This is a genomic window from Variovorax sp. RO1, from assembly GCF_002849325.1.
Classification (GTDB): domain Bacteria; phylum Pseudomonadota; class Gammaproteobacteria; order Burkholderiales; family Burkholderiaceae_C; genus Variovorax.
In genome coordinates, this window is the sequence record NZ_PKMT01000001.1 from 1,837,305 (window position 1) to 1,853,827 (window position 16,523).

The 16,523-nt window shown below is 67.5% G+C and carries 15 protein-coding genes; 2 read left to right on the forward strand and 13 right to left on the reverse strand.

Going from position 1 to position 16,523, the window contains the following annotated elements; genetic code table 11:
* Window positions 1–75: 75 nt before the first annotated feature.
* The 11 genes from CY658_RS08875 to CY658_RS08925 all read right to left on the reverse strand — a co-directional run bounded on the left by CY658_RS08875 (window position 76) and on the right by CY658_RS08925 (window position 12,950).
* A complete protein-coding gene (locus CY658_RS08875) occupies window positions 76–2,256 on the reverse strand; it encodes a TonB-dependent siderophore receptor (RefSeq protein WP_101489760.1) in 2,181 nt (726 codons plus the stop codon).
* 315 nt (window positions 2,257–2,571) lie between these two features.
* Window positions 2,572–3,666: a DNA glycosylase AlkZ-like family protein gene (locus CY658_RS08880; protein ID WP_101489761.1), complete on the reverse strand. Its 1,095-nt coding sequence runs from the start codon at window positions 3,664–3,666 to the stop codon at window positions 2,572–2,574.
* 48 nt (window positions 3,667–3,714) lie between these two features.
* Complete coding sequence (locus CY658_RS08885; RefSeq protein ID WP_101489762.1) at window positions 3,715–4,593, reverse strand: sugar phosphate isomerase/epimerase family protein; 879 nt, start codon at window positions 4,591–4,593, stop codon at window positions 3,715–3,717.
* An 8-nt stretch (window positions 4,594–4,601) separates the two neighbouring features.
* Window positions 4,602–5,789 (reverse strand): dihydrodipicolinate synthase family protein, encoded by a 1,188-nt coding sequence (locus CY658_RS08890; protein WP_101489763.1) that lies wholly within the window; start codon window positions 5,787–5,789, stop codon window positions 4,602–4,604.
* 13 nt (window positions 5,790–5,802) lie between these two features.
* On the reverse strand, window positions 5,803–6,966 hold the full coding sequence (locus tag CY658_RS08895) for a Gfo/Idh/MocA family protein (RefSeq protein ID WP_101489764.1): 1,164 nt from the start codon (window positions 6,964–6,966) through the stop codon (window positions 5,803–5,805).
* A 32-nt stretch (window positions 6,967–6,998) separates the two neighbouring features.
* The gene (locus CY658_RS08900; protein ID WP_101489765.1) at window positions 6,999–8,432 is read right to left on the reverse strand and encodes an enolase C-terminal domain-like protein; all 1,434 of its coding nucleotides are present in this window, start codon (window positions 8,430–8,432) and stop codon (window positions 6,999–7,001) included.
* A 7-nt stretch (window positions 8,433–8,439) separates the two neighbouring features.
* Window positions 8,440–9,219 carry an ABC transporter ATP-binding protein gene (locus CY658_RS08905; protein WP_101489766.1) on the reverse strand — a complete coding sequence of 260 codons (780 nt, stop codon included), beginning with the start codon at window positions 9,217–9,219 and terminating at the stop codon, window positions 8,440–8,442.
* A gap of 46 nt (window positions 9,220–9,265) precedes the next feature.
* The gene (locus CY658_RS08910) at window positions 9,266–10,273 is read right to left on the reverse strand and encodes an ABC transporter substrate-binding protein (RefSeq protein WP_101489767.1); all 1,008 of its coding nucleotides are present in this window, start codon (window positions 10,271–10,273) and stop codon (window positions 9,266–9,268) included.
* Window positions 10,274–10,313: 40 nt separating this feature from the next.
* Complete coding sequence (locus CY658_RS08915) at window positions 10,314–11,087, reverse strand: ABC transporter permease (protein WP_101489768.1); 774 nt, start codon at window positions 11,085–11,087, stop codon at window positions 10,314–10,316.
* A gap of 31 nt (window positions 11,088–11,118) precedes the next feature.
* A complete protein-coding gene (locus CY658_RS08920; RefSeq protein ID WP_101489769.1) occupies window positions 11,119–12,111 on the reverse strand; it encodes a tripartite tricarboxylate transporter substrate binding protein in 993 nt (330 codons plus the stop codon).
* A gap of 182 nt (window positions 12,112–12,293) precedes the next feature.
* Entirely contained in the window at window positions 12,294–12,950 is a 657-nt protein-coding gene (locus CY658_RS08925; protein WP_099790881.1) for a TetR/AcrR family transcriptional regulator, read from the reverse strand.
* Window positions 12,951–13,044: 94 nt separating this feature from the next.
* Between CY658_RS08925 and CY658_RS08930 the strand changes: the two genes are divergently transcribed.
* Window positions 13,045–14,769: a thiamine pyrophosphate-binding protein gene (locus tag CY658_RS08930; RefSeq protein ID WP_101489770.1), complete on the forward strand. Its 1,725-nt coding sequence runs from the start codon at window positions 13,045–13,047 to the stop codon at window positions 14,767–14,769.
* Here CY658_RS08930 and CY658_RS08935 read toward each other — a convergent pair.
* On the reverse strand, window positions 14,735–15,028 hold the full coding sequence (locus tag CY658_RS08935; RefSeq protein ID WP_101489771.1) for a hypothetical protein: 294 nt from the start codon (window positions 15,026–15,028) through the stop codon (window positions 14,735–14,737). The two genes, CY658_RS08930 and CY658_RS08935, sit on opposite strands and share 35 nt — an antisense overlap.
* Window positions 15,029–15,125: 97 nt before the next feature.
* Here CY658_RS08935 and CY658_RS08940 point away from each other — a divergent pair, with 97 nt between their 5' ends.
* Window positions 15,126–15,905: an AraC family transcriptional regulator gene (locus CY658_RS08940; RefSeq protein ID WP_101489772.1), complete on the forward strand. Its 780-nt coding sequence runs from the start codon at window positions 15,126–15,128 to the stop codon at window positions 15,903–15,905.
* A gap of 40 nt (window positions 15,906–15,945) precedes the next feature.
* Here the strand turns inward: CY658_RS08940 and CY658_RS08945 are convergent, their stop codons facing one another.
* Window positions 15,946–16,404: an SWIB/MDM2 domain-containing protein gene (locus CY658_RS08945; RefSeq protein ID WP_099790873.1), complete on the reverse strand. Its 459-nt coding sequence runs from the start codon at window positions 16,402–16,404 to the stop codon at window positions 15,946–15,948.
* Window positions 16,405–16,523: the final 119 nt, after the last annotated feature.

A 16,523-nucleotide genomic window follows, 5' to 3' on the forward strand; every position in this document is an offset into this window, starting at 1 on the left:
GCGCGATTCTAGAAGCCCCTTGCAGCGCGGGGTTGTCACCCGCGCGCCAGACCTTCGCCCGCGCGGGGATTTTCTTCAGAAGCGGTACGTGGCGCTGGCGGTCAGGGTACGGCGCTGGCCGTAGAAGCAGTCGCCGCGCGCCAGGCAGGTGGTGATCTGCACCTTGTCGGTCAGGTTGGCCACGTTGAGCGCCAGGCGCAGCGGGCCGTTGTCCCACGCGAACATCGCGTCGAACAGCGTGACCGCGGGCACGGGGTTGTTGTCCATGCCGTCGTACGACTTGCCCATGTAGCGCACGCCGCCGCCGGCCGAGAAACCGTGCAGGCCGCCGATCGAGAAGCGCTTGGTCACCCAGGCCGATGCCGTGTGCTTGGGCACGCCCGAGATGCGCTTGCCCAGGTCGGAGCCGTTGCTCTTCGACACGCGCGCGTCGGTGTAGGCGTATGAAGTGGTCCAGTCCCAGTCGCGCGCGATGCTGCCCTTGTACTCGAGCTCCAGGCCCTTCACGTGCACTTCGCCGAGCTGCACGCTGTTGAGCGGGTTGGTCGGGTCGGTGGTCTTGCGGTTGGTGTCGCGCAGGTCGTACACCGCCGCCATGAACGAGGTGCGCTGGCCCGCGGGCTCCCACTTCACGCCGGCTTCCCACTGCTTGCCGCGCTGCGGTTTGAAGGGGTTGTTCGACGTGTCGACGCCGCCCAGCGGCAGGAACGATTCGGCGTAACTCAGGTACGGTGCCCAGCCGCCGTCGGCCAGGTAGACCAGGCCGGCGCGCTTGGTGGTGGCCTTGTCGTCGGCCGCCGCGGCGGGGCGGCCTTCGGTGTCGGTGGTGGCCTTGTCATGGCGCAGGCCCAGCAGGCCGATCCAGCGGCCGTACTTGACCTGGTCCTGCACGTACAGGCCCGCCTGCTTCTGCACCACTTCGGGCGCGCGTGTGTAGCTGGTCGGCGCCGTGTAGTTGCCGTACACCGGTGCGTACACGTCGAGCGCGCCCGCACGGCCGCGGCCCGAGAGCTTGGAGGTGGTGTTGCGCTGGAAGTCGGCGCCCAGCAGCAGCGTGTGCTCGACCTCACCGGTCTTGAAGTGCGCTTCGGCCTGGTTGTCGAGCAGCAGCATCTTGCCGCCGTTGATGTCGCTGCTCAGGTCGCGCTCAATGGTGCGCTGGTCGGCATTGAACACCGGGCGCGCCGGACGGCCCGTGAGGCGGTTGGCCGCGAAGCTGGTGTACGAGGTGTTGTACCAAACCTTGCTCTCCGTCGAGCGCAGGTTCTGGCGCACCGTCCAGGTGTCGTTGATGCGGTGGCTGAACAGGTAGCCGAGCGAGGTGCTGCGCGTGTCGAAGCGGTCGAAGCCCGGCTCGCCGGTGAAGGTCGAGGTCGGGATGCGGCCGTACAGCGAGGGCAGCAGCGTGCCCTGCCACGGGAAGAAGCCGATCAGCGAGCCGCTCTTGTCCTTCTGGTAGGAGGCCTGCAGCGTGAGCGAGGTGTCGGCGTTCGGGCGCCAGGTGAGCGAGGGTGCGATGGCGATGCGGTCGTCCGACACGTGGTCGACCTGCGTGCCGCTGTCGCGGTTCACGGCCACGAGGCGGTACATCCACTTGCTCTCGGGATCGAGCGAGCCGGTGAAATCGGCGGCGATCTGCTTGCGCGAGTTGCTGCCCAGCTGCAACTGCACTTCGCGCTGCGTCTCGGCCTGCGGGCGCTTCGACACGAGGTTCAGCACGCCGCCGACGCCACCCTGGCCATAGAGCACCGACGAGGGGCCGCGCAGCAGCTCGACGCGCTCGAGCATGTACGGCTCGGGCTTGCTGCTGTTGTAGACGCCGTAGGTGCGTTGCATGCCGTCCAGGTACTGGACTGCGTCACCGCCGCGCACTTTGAACGAGTCGCCGCGGCTGTCGAAGTAGCTCGACACCACGCCGGCCGTGTAGTTGGTGGTCTCGCGCAAGGTGAGCGCGCCCTGGGCCTCGATCTGGTCGCGCGTGACGACCGAGATGGCCTGCGGCGTCTCGATCAGCGGCGTGTCGGTCTTGGTGGCGGTGCTGCCGCGTTTGGCGACGAAGCCCGTCACGGGGCCGGTAGCGGTTTCACCGGCATCGCCCGAGACGGTCACGGTGGGCAGCGCCTGCCGTGTGTCGGCCGCGGCGGCTTCTTGTGCATGGGCGTGTGCGCTGGCGGCGAGTGCCACGGCGGTGACCGCGAGCGTGGCATAGCCCCGCCGCGTGAGCGGCGTTCCGGGGCAACGGTTCTTGAATGTCATGTGCAGCTTCTCCTGGGTCCTGCGTCGGATGTGTCTAGGGCGGGGGAGTGGCTGCGGCGCGCGGTCGGGGCGTGCCATGGCTTCTCGGGTGCGAGCGAAAAAACGGAAACGAACGAGCGCGTGCCGTGGCGCATTCCGAAAGGAAAGCGCACCGGCTGGTGTTGTGTGTCTACGGCGTCGTGGGGGCAGTGGCCGGGGGCGACGACGGGAGGTGTCGTCGCTCGGGCTGCTGCGTCTTCGTTCCTTCGAAGACGGCTGGCGGGCTCGCGGCGGGCGCGAGCGGCTGGCTGAGGCGGGCGATTATAAAAGGCCGCGTCAGCGGCCGGCGAGGAACTGCGTCATGCGGTGCAGTTCGTCGTCGAGGCCCGCGCGGAAGGCCGCGCCGTGCGGCTTCTTCGCATCGGCGTAGCCGAAGGTAGGTTGCAACCGACCTTCAGGCGCGCTCACGTTGGCCCAGCCGATCACGCGGTCGTGCCACAGCATCGGCAACGCGTAGTAGCCGAACTGCCGTTTCGGCGCGGGCGTGTAGGCCTCGAACTTGTACGTCCAGCCCCACAGCAGCTCGAAGCGGCGGCGGTCCCACACCACCGGGTCGAAGGGCGCGAGCAGGCGCACCGCATCGTCGGGCGCATGGCGGCGCGAGGCGGGGTTCTCGTCGCCGGGCCAGTACCAGATGGTGCCGTCGATGCGGCAACTGGCCAGCTCCTCGCGCGCCAGCCGCAGCGCCGCCTGCGTCTGCGCGGCAAGGTGCGGGGCGCCGTAGCCGAGCAGGCGCACGAGGTACGTCAGGCTCGTGGCCGGCAGCGGCGCGTACTTGCGCACCACCAGTTCGATGAGCGCCGCCGCACGCTGCGCGCGCCCGGCGGGGCTGTCGTCGGCGGGCAGATGGTTCACCGCTTCATAGACCCGCGTGCCGCTGTCGCGTCGCACCACGCGCAGCAGGCCGCGGTAGTGCATGCCGTCGAGCAGGTGCGTGGTGGCGTTGCTGGAGCCGCCCCAGTAGTTCTGGATGCGGCCATGCGCAAAGTGCTGCTCGACCTGGCGCGGATGCACCGGCCCGTGCTCGCGCACATAGGCCAGCACGTCGGTGGCCTTGCGGCGCGTGTCGGCGTCCCAGGCCTGCTTGGCTTGGCGCGGATGCATCAGCGCGAGGTGCTCGCGCGGCAGGAAGCCGTAGTTGACGAGGCAGTCTTCTTCGATCGCCAGCCGCGCGTAGCGGCTTTCGAGATCGCCCGCACGGTAGTCCTTCACGCGGTGGCGCAGCGTGAGGTCTTGCGCCCGCGCCGGCGCGCGGATCGGGTCGGCCTGCACAAAGCCGAGCTTGCGGATCGCGGCGGGGAGCGTCGTGGGCGTGAAGAGGGTGCGCGCGACGGCGTAGCGGCGCAGGTCGTCGAGGGTCGGGTCAGCCATGGGGCGGATTGCAGCACAAGCGGCTGCCTTTCGCTTCGGCAGGATCGATCAGACCGCGCTGCGGTGTCGTTCGATGCAGACGTCGAGCGTCTCGGCGCCGGGGCGCTGCCACCAGTCGAGGTTCGAGAAGATCTCGACCTCGCTGAACCCCGCAAAGCCCGCGTCCTCGACCCAACCGCGAATCTTCTTCAACTCGACGACCCCGTCACCCATCATCCCGCGATCAGAGAGCAGGTCGCGCGTCGGCGTGAGCCAGTCGCAGACGTGGTACGCCAGCAGCCGTTCGCGGCCGGCGCGGGCGATCTGCTGCTGCAGCTTCGGGTCCCACCACACGTGATAGATGTCCAGCGCCACGCCGAGCATGCCGGTCTTGCCCGCGTCGAGTTCGTCGCACAGGTCGAGCGCGTGTTCAAGCGTGTTGATGCAGGCGCGGTCGGCCGCCTGCATCGGATGCAGCGGCTCGATGGCGAGCGGCATGCCGACTTCGCGGGCGTATTCGAGCGATGTGGCGATGCCGTCGCGCACCTCGCTGCGTGCGCGGGCGATGTCGGTGTACGCCGCCTTGCCCTCGAGCGCGCCGGGGAGCGCCCCGACGACGAGCACGAGGCAGGGCGCCTCGAGCGTCTTGGCTTCGTCGATGGCGCGGCGGTTGTCGTCGAGCGCGGCCTTCAGTCCTGCCGCATCAGGCGCGGGGAAGAAGCCGCCGCGGCAGTAGCCCGAGAGGCCGATGCCGTGCGCCTTCAGCTGCTTCGCCACCTTGTCGAGCCCGACGGCCGCGACCTGGTCGCGCCACGGGCTGATGGCGCGGATGCCGCGTTCGGCGCACTGGTCGATGAGGCGGTCGAGCGGCACCTCGGCGCCCGACTGCTTGCGGATGGTCGCCGTGTTGATCGACAGCCAGTCGTGGTTCTGCGAGAAATCGCGCATGAGGTCGCTCAGCCTTCCACGCCGTGCAGCGCCAGCAAGGTCTTCATGCGGCGCACCGCGAGTTCGGGCTGCTCCAGCAGATTGGCCGCATCCGCGAGACGGAACAGTTCCGCGAAGTGCTGCAGCGAACGCGTGCTCTGCTGGCCGCCCACCATCGTGAAGTGCTTCTGGTGGCCGTTGAGCCAGGCCATGAACACCACGCCCGTCTTGTAGAAGCGCGTGGGCGCCGCGAAGATGTGGCGCGACAGCGGCACCGTGGGGCCGAGGATCGCGTGAAACTTCTCGGTGTTGCCTTGCGCCAGGGCACCGAGCGCAGCACTCGCGGCAGGCGCGATGGCGTCGAAGATGCCCAGCAGCGCATCGCTCTTGCCATGCGTCGGCTCGTCGCCGAAGCCGTCGCCGGCGATGAGCTCGGCGTAGTTGAAGTCGTCGCCCGTGTACATGCGCACGCCCTTCGGCAGGCGGCGGCGCATGGCGATTTCTTTGTCCTTGTCGAGCAGCGAAATCTTGATGCCGTCGACCTTGTCCGGATGCGCCGCGATAATGCCCACGGCGGTGTCCATGGCCGCATCGACGTCCTTCGTGCCCCAGTAGCCCGCCAGCGCCGGGTCGAACATGTCGCCCAGCCAGTGCAGCACCACAGGCTGCTTTGCCTGGCTGAGGATGCGGTCGTACACGCGCTCGTAATCGGCAGGGCTCTTCGCCACGCGGGCCAGCGCGCGGCTGGCCATCACGATCAGCTTGCCGCCGAGCGCTTCGATGGCGGCCATCTGTTCTTCGTAGCCGCGGATCACGTCGTCGACGCTCTTCACGTCGTCGAGGTTCAGGTGATCGGTGCCGCAGCCCGAGGCGACCAGTGCACCGGGCACATCTTTCGCGGCGTCGAGCGAGCGGCGGATCAGTTCGAGCGACGTGGGCCAATCGAGGCCCATACCGCGCTGCGCGGTGTCCATGGCCTCGGCCACGCCCAGGCCGAGCGAGAACAGGTGGCGGCGGTAGGCGATGGTGGTGTCCCAGTCGACCGCGGCCTGCAGCCACGGGTCGACGGCCGCGAGCGGGTCGGCCACGACGTGCGCGGCTGAGTAGGCGATGCGGTTGAACTTGACGCCCGCTTCGGGCTTCACCGGCGCGGTGCCGCGCAGGGCGTAGGGTGCGAGCGTGCCGCTCGCGGTGGGGAGGGTCAGCGACAGTGCCATGGCGTGTGCTTCGTCAGACCTTCAGCGCGGGCACGTCGACCCAGCGGCGGTCTTGCCACGACTCGAGCGCGGCCTCGACCAGCTGCACGCCCTTGGCGCCTTCGGGCAGCGTCCACTTGTAGGGCTCGTTCTCGACCACGTGGCGAATGAAATGCTCCCACTGGATCTTGAAGCCGTTGTCGTAGACCTGCGAATCCGGAATCTCCTGCCACTGGTCGAAGAAATTCATCATCTGCTTCTCGTCGGGGTTCCACACCGGGCGCGGCGTGGCGACGCGCGACTGGGCGCGGCAGCTCGACAGGCCGGCCACGGCCGAGCCGTCGGTGCCGTCGACGTGGAAGGTCACGAGGTCGTCGCGGCGCACGCGCGTGGCCCAGCTCATGTTGATCTGCGCGATCACCGGTTCGCCGTTGTGGCCCGTCAGTTCGCAGGTGGCGTAGGCCGCGTCGTCGGCGGTGGCTTCGTACGGCTTGCCGGCTTCGTCCCAGCGCGTGGGGATGTGCGTGGCACCGATGCACGACACCGACTTCACCTCGCCGAACAGGTTGTCCAGCACATAGCGCCAGTGGCACATCATGTCCAGGATCATCCCGCCGCCGTCTTCCTTGCGGTAGTTCCAGCTCGGGCGTTGGATCGGTTGCAGGTCGCCCTCGAACACCCAGTAGCCGAACTCCAGGCGCACGCTGAGCATGCGGCCGAAGAAGCCCGCGCGGCGCAGCATGTCGAGCTTGCGCAGGCCGGGCAGGAAGAGCTTGTCCTGCACCGCGCCGTGCTTCAGGCCCGAGCCTTCGGCCAGGCGCGCGATTTCGACGGCTTCATTGAGGTTGGTGGCGATCGGCTTCTCGCAGTACACGTGCTTGCCGGCGCGGATGGCCTTGGCCAGCAGCGTGGGGCGCATCTGCGTGGTGCCGGCGTCGAAGAAGATCGTGTCGTCCTTGTTCTCGAGCGCCTTGTCGAGGTCGGTGCCCCAGCGTGCGATGTTGTGGGTCTTGGCGAGCGCTTCCATCTTCTCGGCGTTGCGGCCGATGAGGATCGGGTCGGGCATGACCTTGTCGCCGTTCGACAGCGTGACGCCGCCTTGCGCGCGGATCGCGCAGATGGAGCGGATCAGGTGCTGGTTCATGCCCATGCGGCCGGTGACGCCGTGCATGATGATTCCGAGACGTTGGGTGGCCATCGTTTTCTTCCTTGGGATGCGAGAGGAGTGCTTCAGTAGACGGAACGCATGGCGTCCCACGAGATGCCGGCGCCGGGTTTGCCGGTGGCAAAACCGGGCGCGGTGGCGAGCGAGGACAGGGACAACTGTCCGTCGCGCAGGGCGAGGCGCGTGGCGCCGTCGCTGGTTTTGTAGAGGCCGGGGTGCAGCTGCGACAGCGCCTGCTGCTCGGCCTCGGGCACGGCCGCGAGGCCGTTGACGTAGTGGTGGCCGTTGCGCTCGACATGCGACAGGCCGAGCCAGCCGACGAGCGCCAGGTCCTGCTGCACGCCGATGCCGGCCTGCATGGTCAGGTCTTCGCCGGAGAGGAAGTAGCGCGGCTTGTCTTCTGCCGCATTCCAGTGCGCGCAGCGTGCCGCGTTGACGACCGACTTGTAGAAGCCCTTGCAGCTCTTGCTCGATACGCCTGTGTAGCCGAGCGCGCGCGCCTGCACGAAGGCGTCGAGCGCGGCGTCGGATTCATCGATCAGCAGCGGAATGCGCTTGCCCAGCGCCGACACGCTGCGCTCCAGCGCGGCATCGCGGCGGATCGGCTGCTCGACGAAGACCGTCTTCTGCGCGAGCTTCCACAGCACGGGCGTCGACAGCATGCGGTCGAGGAAGACGGCGAAGTCGTCGGCATCGGCGTACTGCTCGTTGCCATCGAGCGTCACGAGCTGCGCGTGGCCGTCGATCACGCGGGCGATGCGCTGGAGCCGGTCGATGTCCTGCGCGGTGTTGCCGCAGAGCTTGAGCTTGAAGTGGGTGAGGCCGTAGCGCTTCACGGCCGCAGCGAGGGTGGTGGGCAGGCCGTCTGTCGGTGCGTCGGGCAGCGCGTCGCCGTCGTCGATCGCATCGGCCAGGCCGATGGTGTGGCGTGCGGCGATGCTGTTGCGCGGCGATTGGCGGGCGAGGAACGCGGGCATGTCGAAGCCCGCGAGGTCGTCGGCGAGGCCGCTGCCTGCGATGTCGATGCCGCAGAGGTTGGCGCTCATGGCCGTTGCGAAGCTGGTGCCGGTGTGCAGGCACAGCGCGTCCATCACGGCGCGGTCGATCAGCGCGGGGCCGTAGCTCGCCACCAGCGCTTGCAAACCCTTGGCCTTCGCGCGGGTCTGCAGCGCGGCGTAGTTGGAGGCGAAGTGCGTCCATGCGGTCTGCGCGTCGTCTTCGCCGACGTACGCGTCACGTGCATCGCGCAGCGCAAAGCGCAGCTGCTCGAAGTTCTGCTCGTTGGTGAGGGCCGGGTTCTTGTCGAACCACTTGGGCACCATCATCTCGGCGGCGCAGCCCTCGGCCGTGCCGCCGTTCTCGAAACGGATGCGCGCCCGCACGTAGACCTGCGGGCAGGCCGTGACGGTGGCGGCGCCGAAGCGGAACGGCAGGCGCAGGGCCACGTCGCGCTCGGAAAAGCGGATCTCTTCGATGTGGAAACGGGGCGCGTCGGTCATGGCCGCTTCAGTGGTCCAGGATGCCCTGCGAGAAGAAATGCGCGCGCACCAGCTTCGTGTACTGGCCGAACTCGGGCGAGGCCATCATGTCCAGCGTGCGGGGGCGCGGCAGGTCGATGTCGTAGACGGCGGCGATCGAGCCGGGGCGCTCGCTCATCACGATCACGCGGTCCGAGAGAAAGATCGCCTCGGGGATGCTGTGGGTGATGAGCATCACGGTCTTCTTCGAGGCCATCCAGATGCGCTGCAGTTCGAGGTTCATCTTCTCGCGCGTCATCGCGTCGAGCGCGCCGAAGGGCTCGTCCATGAGCAGCACCGACGGGTCGTGCAGCAGCGCGCGGCAGATCGAAGCGCGTTGCTGCATGCCGCCCGACAGCTGCCACGGGTACTTGCCCTCGAAGCCCTTGAGGCCGGCCATTTCCATGAGCTCGCGTGCCCGGGTCTGTGAGGCGGCCTTGGGCAGATGACGCATTTCGGCCTGCAGCAGGATGTTGTCTTCCACGCTGCGCCAGGGCAGCAGCACGGCGCTCTGGAACACGATGCCCACGTCCTTCTGCGGCCCGTTGATCGGCTTGCCGGCCAGCGTGAGCTCGCCGCCGCTGATGGGCAGCAGCCCCGCGACCATCTTGAGCAGCGTGCTCTTGCCGCAGCCCGAGGGGCCGACGACGGAGACGAACTCACCTTCCTCGATGGCGAAGTCCAGTGGCTTGAGCGACTCGACCGGGCCGTCCTTGCTTTGGTAGGTCTTCGAGACGCCGCGCGCTTCTATCAGGTTGACTTGGGACATGGGGTGCGTGAAAGGTGACAACAGCGAGCGCGTGCAGGACAGGGAATCAGTTCGGCAGGAAGTCGAGCGTCACGTAGTCCTCGGGCTTGCCGCGCGTGGACGCATCCATGCCGCCGTACTGCACCAGCAGGTCCAGTGAGTCGTTCACGTTCTTCATCGCCACGCGGAACGGCCGTTGGTTGGCTGTGTCCTTCGTGTGATACAGCGCCACGCTCTGCTTCATGCCGACGATGAGCGTGTCGCGCACGCCGGCCTTCGGGTTGGCCTTGAGCATCGCGTCGACCGCGGCTTCGGGGCTCTTCTCGGCGGCTTCGGCGGCCTTGGTGGAGGCGCGCATGAAGCGCTTCACGAGGTCGGGGTTTTCGGTCAGCAGGTTCTTGTTGGTGATGATCCCGGAGCTGATCTGGTTCACGCCCGAGTCGGCAAAGCGGATCGGCGTCACGGGCTTGCCGGTGGCGTCCTGCAGCTTGATGGCCTGGTCCATCACGTAGCCCAGCAGCAGATCGGCCTGGCCGTTGGTCACGGCATTGAGCTTGGTCTGGCCGTCGCCCGAGACGATCTTCACCTGGTCGGCCTTGATGTTGTTGACCTTGAGGAACAGCGGCCACATCTGCGACATCGAGTCGCCGGGCGTCACGGCCACGGTCTTGCCGATGATGTCTTTGGGCGTCTTGATGTTCTTCTCGCTGAAGCCCATGACCGACATCGGGCTCACCTGGAACAGCACGCCGGTCGACTTGAGCGGCGCGCCCTTGGCAGCAGCCTTGATCATCGTGGTGACGTCGATGTAGCCGAAGGTCGCCGACTTGGCGGCCACCGCCTGCGCGGTGACGGCGGAGCCGCGGCCTTCCTGGATGTCGAGTTCGATGCCTTCCTCGGCGTAGAAGCCTTTCTCCTTGCCCAGGAAGAAGGGCGCGTGCTCGCTGTACAGGTACCAGTTGAGCATCAGCGTGACCTTGTCCTTCGGCTTGTCGCCCTGCGCGTGGGCGGGGGCGATGGCGAAGGTGGCGAGCGCGGCTGCGGCGAGCAGCGAGGGAAGCAGCAGTTTCTTCATGGCGTTGTCTCCGGGAGTTTTCTAGGTATGGCGAAGGAACTCATTGCACGTGGCGCTGCGAGGCATGCCACGGAATCATCACGCGCTCGACCAGGTCGACGGCGACGAAAAGAATGACGCCGATGCTCGACAGCACGACGAGCGCGGCGAACATCAAGGGCAGGTCGAAGTTGCCGTTGGCCACCTGCAGCACGTAGCCGATGCCCGAGTTGGAACCGACAAATTCACCGACCACTGCACCCACCACAGCCAGCGTGACCGACACCTTCAGGCCGCTGAAGATCGCGGGCAGCGCTTGCGGCAGGCTGATCTTGAAGAAGGTCTGCAAGCGGCTCGCGCCCATCGAGCGGGCCAGGTCTAGCATGTCGGGCTCGACCGACTTGAAGCCCATCACCGTCGACACCACCACCGGGAAGAAGCCCAGCAAGAAGGCGCTGATCACCTTGGGCAGGATGCCGAAGCCGAACCACACCACGAACAGCGGCGCAATCGCGACCTTGGGGATGCTCTGCGAGAACACCAGCAGCGGGTACACATACGACTCGACGAGGCGCGAGTACGCGATGACCATCGCGATCGGAATGCCGATGACGATCGTGAGCCCGAAGCCGCCGAGCGTGGCGAGCGTGGTCTTCCAGGCTTCGGCGAGCAGGCGCGGCCATTCGGCCACGAGCTGCTTCACGACCTCCCACGGCGGGGGAATGAGGTAGGCCGGAATCTTGAAGAGGCGGATCGTCAGGTCCCACAGCACCAGCAGCAACAGGATCAGGAAGAACGGGCGCAGGGCCGGGGAGAGCAGGAGCGTGCGAAACATGGCGATGACGACGGCAGCCTCTTGTGTCGGACTACGGCTGGACCGACAGGCCGGCCGCCTTCACGAGCTGTGCGTTGCTGGCGATCTCGTCCTTGATGTAGGCATCGAACTGCTCCGGCTTGAGCGTCCAGGCGTCGGCGCCCAGCTTGAGGAAGCGCTCCTTCACCTCGGGCGTGGCCAGCGCCTTGACCACTTCGTCGTGCAGGCGGTTGACGACGTCGCGCGGCGTCTTGGCGGGCGCCATCATGCCGATCCAGAAGTTGAACTCGGAGCCGGGCACGCCGGCCTCGGTGGTGGTGGGCGCGTCGGGCAGGGCGGCAGCGCGCTTGGGCGAGCCCACGGCCAGTGCGAGCAACTGGCCGTCCTTGATCTGGCCGATGACGGGCGCGATGGGCGAGAAGTAGTAGTCGACGCGGCCCGACAGCACTTCGGTGACGGCTTCGCCCGATCCCTTGAACGGGATGTTGGTCGCGTCGATCTTCGCGGCCATCTTGAACTTCTCGGCGTTCAGGTGCGTGGCGCTGCCCTGGCCGGCCGAGGCGAAGTTCATGCTGCCGGGCTTGGCGCGCGCGGCGGCCAACAGCTGCGGCAGGGTCTTGATGTTCTTGCTGGGCGAGATGACCAACGCGTTGGGCAGCGACGAAATGGGCGTGATGCCCGCGAAGTCGTGCAGCGTGTCGAAGGGCAGCTTGGCGAAGGTGGAAGGGCTGACCGTGTGCGACGACGAATGGATCATCACCGTGTAGCCGTCGGGCGCGGCCGTGGCCACCGCCTGCTGGCCGATGGTGCCGCTGGCGCCGCCGCGGTTGTCGATGACCAGCGTCTGGCCCATGCTGAGGCTCATCTTGTCGGCGATGGCGCGGGCAATGATGTCCGTCGTGCTGCCGGCAGCGAAAGGAACGATCACGCGGATCGGCTTGGTGGGGTAGCCGTTCTGCGCTGCAGCGAGGCCCGGCAGCAGGGCGGCGATGCAGGTCAGCGAGGCAAGGACGGTGGTGCGTGCAGTGCTGGCAAGGGGCTTCAAGGTGTGTCTCCGCGCGGGTCGGGCCGCATTCTGGGATCGGTCAATTCACCAATGAGTGAATTAGCGATTTTAGGAACGGCTGCGCCGCAGCGTCAACGGCGGCTGCCTAGTGATTACCCGGAGAGCGAGGGAGAGGGATGGGCGCGCCCGCAGCGCGGCGCGCGCCGGATGGTCGGGTCAGGTCAGTGCAGGACGTAGCCCAGCACGAGGTCGGTCATGTGCGAGAGGCGTTGCGCCATCGCCTTGGGGGCACGCAGGTCACGCCCGAAGATGGCCGACAGCGTGTGGTTGTTCGAGAGGTAGAAGTAGCACAGCGACGCGATGGAGATGTACAGCTGCACCGGGTCGACACCTGCGCGGAACAGGTCGTCTTTCTTGCCGCGCTCCAGCACGGTGGCGAGCAGCTGCACCAGCGGCGAGTTCATCTCCTGGATGCGGTCGGAGCGCTTCAGGTGCGAGGCGCCGTGCAGGTTCTCGCTGTTGAGCAGCGTGATGAACTCGGGGTGCTCCAGGTAGTAGTGCCACGTGAACGACACCAGCTGGCGGATGGCTTCGACGGGCTCGATCTCGTCCAGGTGCAGGCGCTGTTCGGCGGCGCGAATGTCGGCGTACACGCGCTCCAGCACGGCCAGGAACAGGTCGTCCTTGCTGCCGAAGTAGTAGTAGATGAGGCGCTTGTTCAGGCCTGCGCGCTCGGCGATGCTGTCCATGCGCGCACCGGCGAGGCCGCGCGCGGCGAACTCGTCGCGCGCCGACGCGAGGATGGCCAGCTGCGAGCGGTCGGCGTCGCGCGAGCGCGGCTCGAGCGTTTCGGGCAAAGAGTCCTTGGGGGCCTTCATGACGCGAATTTAACCAATTGGGGAATTAAGACAAGGCGTGGAAGGCGGGCGCACATAATTGCCGGAGACATTTGCAACTGAGGTTCGAATCTTCATGAGTACATCACAACCCGCCGGCCACCTGATCGTCGAGTGCCTGGTCGAACAAGGCATGCAGGTCGCCTTCGGTGTGCCGGGCGAGAGTTTCCTGGCGGTGCTCGACGGCTTTCATGCGTACGGCGACCGCGCACGTTTCGTGGTGAACCGGCAGGAGGGCGGCGCGGCCTTCATGGCCGAGGCGCACGGCAAGCTCACCGGGCGACCGGGCGTGTGCTTCGTGACCCGCGGGCCGGGCGCGACCAATGCGTCGATCGGCGTGCACAACGCGTTCCAGGATTCGACGCCGATGGTGCTGTTCGTCGGTGACGTCGGCAGCGACTTCCGCGACCGCGAGGCCTTCCAGGAAGTGGACTACGCCAGCTTCTTCGGTCCGAGCACCAAGGGTTTTGCCAAGCGCGTCGAGCGCATCGACGATGCCGACCGCATTCCCGAGTACATCGCGCGTGCTTTCTCCACTGCCATGAACGGTCGGCCGGGCCCGGTCGTGCTGGTGCTGCCCGAAGACATGCTGCGCACCGAGACGGCCGCGCGGCCGCTGGCGCGCGTGGAGGCGGTCCAGCCGTGGAGCGACCCCGGCGCGTTGCGCACGCTGCGCGAGTTGCTGCTGAAGTCGCAGCGCCCGCTGGTGATTGCTGGCGGCGGTGGCTGGACGACGCAGGCCGCCCAGGCGCTGCAGCGCTTTGCTGAGAACTGGCGCCTGCCGGTGGCGAACGCCTTCCGCTTCCAGGACACCTTCGACAACCACCATCCGCTGTACGCGGGCGACGTCGGCATCGCCATCAACCCGAAGCTCGCGCAGCACGTGAAGGACGCCGACCTGGTCCTGGCCATCGGCCCGCGACTGGGCGAGATGACGACCGGCGGCTACACGCTGCTCGAAGCGCCGAAGGCGAAGCAGACGCTGGTGCACATCCACGCGAGCGCCGAGGAACTGAACCGCGTCTACCAGGCGGACCTGGCGATCAACGCCGGCATGAGCGCCGCAGCGCGCAGCCTCGAGGTGCTGAGCGCCCCGCCTTCGCTGCCGTGGGAAGACTGGGCGGAGCAGCTGCATGCGGACTACGAAGCCTGGCTCGAGCCGCAGGCGCTCGCCGGCATGCCGGCCGAAACACCGCGCGGCGCGGTCGACATGGCGGCCGTGGTGGCGCTGCTGCAGAAGCACCTGCCGGCAGATGCGGCGATCACCAACGGCGCCGGCAACTTCGCGAGCTGGGTGCATCGCTACTTCCGCTACCACGGGCTCGCCAAGGGCGCGAAGACGCAGCTGGCGCCGACCAGCGGCGCGATGGGCTACGGCGTGCCGGCCGGCATCGCGGCGAGCATCGCGACCGGGCGCGTGGCCTTCACCATCGCGGGCGACGGCGACTTCCTGATGAACGGGCAGGAGCTGGCGACGGCCTCGCAGCACGGCGGCAAGAGCATCGTCGTGCTGCTCAACAACGGCATGTTCGGCACGATCCGCATGCACCAGGAGCGCGAGTACCCCGAACGCACCAGCGGCACCGCGCTGCGCAACCCGGACTTCTGCGGGCTGGCGCGCGCGTATGGCTACGCGGCCGAGTGCGTCACCGAGACGGCGCAGTTCGAAGCCGCGCTGCTGCGCGCGCTGGCGGCCGACACGGGCACGCTGATCGAGATCCCGCTCGACCCCGAAGTGATCACCACGCGCGGCACGCTGGCGTCGATCACGCGCGCGGCGAAGCAGCAGGCGCTGGGCTGAGCGTCGCGCGATGGCGGGCCACCTCGTCGCGCAGCGCGGGCGAGCGCAGTTCGAAGACGTCGAACAGGCCCAGCGCGTCGAGCGTGGGGACGAGCGACAGCAGGTCGTCGCGGGCGATGCGGCGTGCGTCGGCTGGCGCGTTGACGTCTTCGAGCACGCGCGCATTCGCGAGGAAGGCGCCGACCGAGCCCTTGCGCACGGTGTGGCCGTCGATGACGGTGAAGTCCTGTCCGTCGGGAATGATGTCTTGGGGTTTCATGGCGGTTCCTTGGTGGAGATGTGTCCAATGCTAGGCAGCAGAGTGGCGCCCGGCTTGCGGTGCGGGGCCAATCGATACCGCCCGCGGGCCAGCAGCCATGGCGGTTGAATCGCCCGCGACGCTCTGGCGCTACGCGCACGAAACGCCGCGCGTCACCGGCTACCACGCGCACGAGACGGGCCAGCTGTTCGCGCTGCGCGAGGGCCTGCAGGTCATCGAGACGCCCGCAGGCCGCTGGGTGCAGCCGCCGGGATGGATCGGGTGGATCGCACCGCGCTGCGCCCATGCCGCGCAGAGCTTCGGTGCCACGTCGGGGTGGAGCCTGCACATCGATGCATCGGCTGCGGCGGCGCTGCCGGGCGGACCGCATGTCTTTGCCGCCACGCCGCTGGTGCGGGAGCTGGTGGCGCGGCTGATGTCGCTGGAGGCATCCGATGCGCTGCTGGAGCTTCGCCGCGCGCGACTGGTGGGTGTGCTGATCGACGAGCTGGCGGCCGGTGGGCGCGAGTCGCTGCACCTGCCGATGCCGCAGGACCCGCGGCTGGTGGCGATGGCAAGCGCACTGGCGAACGATCCGGCGTTGGCCGACGGCATCGACGACTGGGCCGATCGCATCGGCATGGCCCGTCGCACGCTCACGCGACGCTTCGCTGCAGAGACGGGATGGAGCTTCGCGCAGTGGCGCCAGCAGGCGCGCTTGCTCAAGGGGGTGGAGCTGCTGAGCCTGGGCGAGTCGGTGACGGCCGTGGCGCTGACGGTGGGCTACAGCTCGGTGAGCGCCTTCATCGAGGCCTTCCGCAAGCACTTCGGCTGCACGCCCGCGCGCTTCTTCGAGGCGGGTGGCGGCTTGCCGCAGGCGAAAAAAAAGCCCGCATGAAGCGGGCTTTTTGACTCAGGAGCACGAGGCCCCCGAACGCTTACTTGACGTGCTTGCCAATCAGCGCAGCCAGTTCGAACATCGAAACCTGGGCCTTGCCGAAGATTTCCTTCAGCTTGGCGTCGGCGTTGATGTTGCGCTTGTTGGCCTTGTCTTGCAGGTTGTTCTTCTTGATGTAGTCCCACAGCTTGCTGACCACAGCGGTGCGCGGCAGAGGCGTCGAACCGACCACAGCGGCGAGTGCCGGGCTGGGGGTCAGGGCCTTCATGAACGCAGCGTTGGGGGTGCGCTTCTTGGCGGGAGCGGCCTTCTTTGCAGGCGCAGCCTTCTTTGCCGGAGCAGCAGCCTTCTTCGCAGGAGCGGCAGCCTTCTTTGCAGGAGCAGCAGCCTTCTTTGCGGGCGCCGCAGCCTTCTTGGCCGGAGCGGCCTTCTTTGCAGGAGCCGCAGCCTTCTTTGCGGGAGCGGCTTTCTTTGCCGGAGCTTTCTTTGCAGTTGCCATGGTTGATTTCCTTTTTTGGTTGAACGTTCACCAATGAAAAACTTGCGTCTCCAGTGGCAATGCGGATGCTAAATGAGAAAAAACGCGTTTCCAAGGGAAAAAGCGCTTTTTTCATTGGG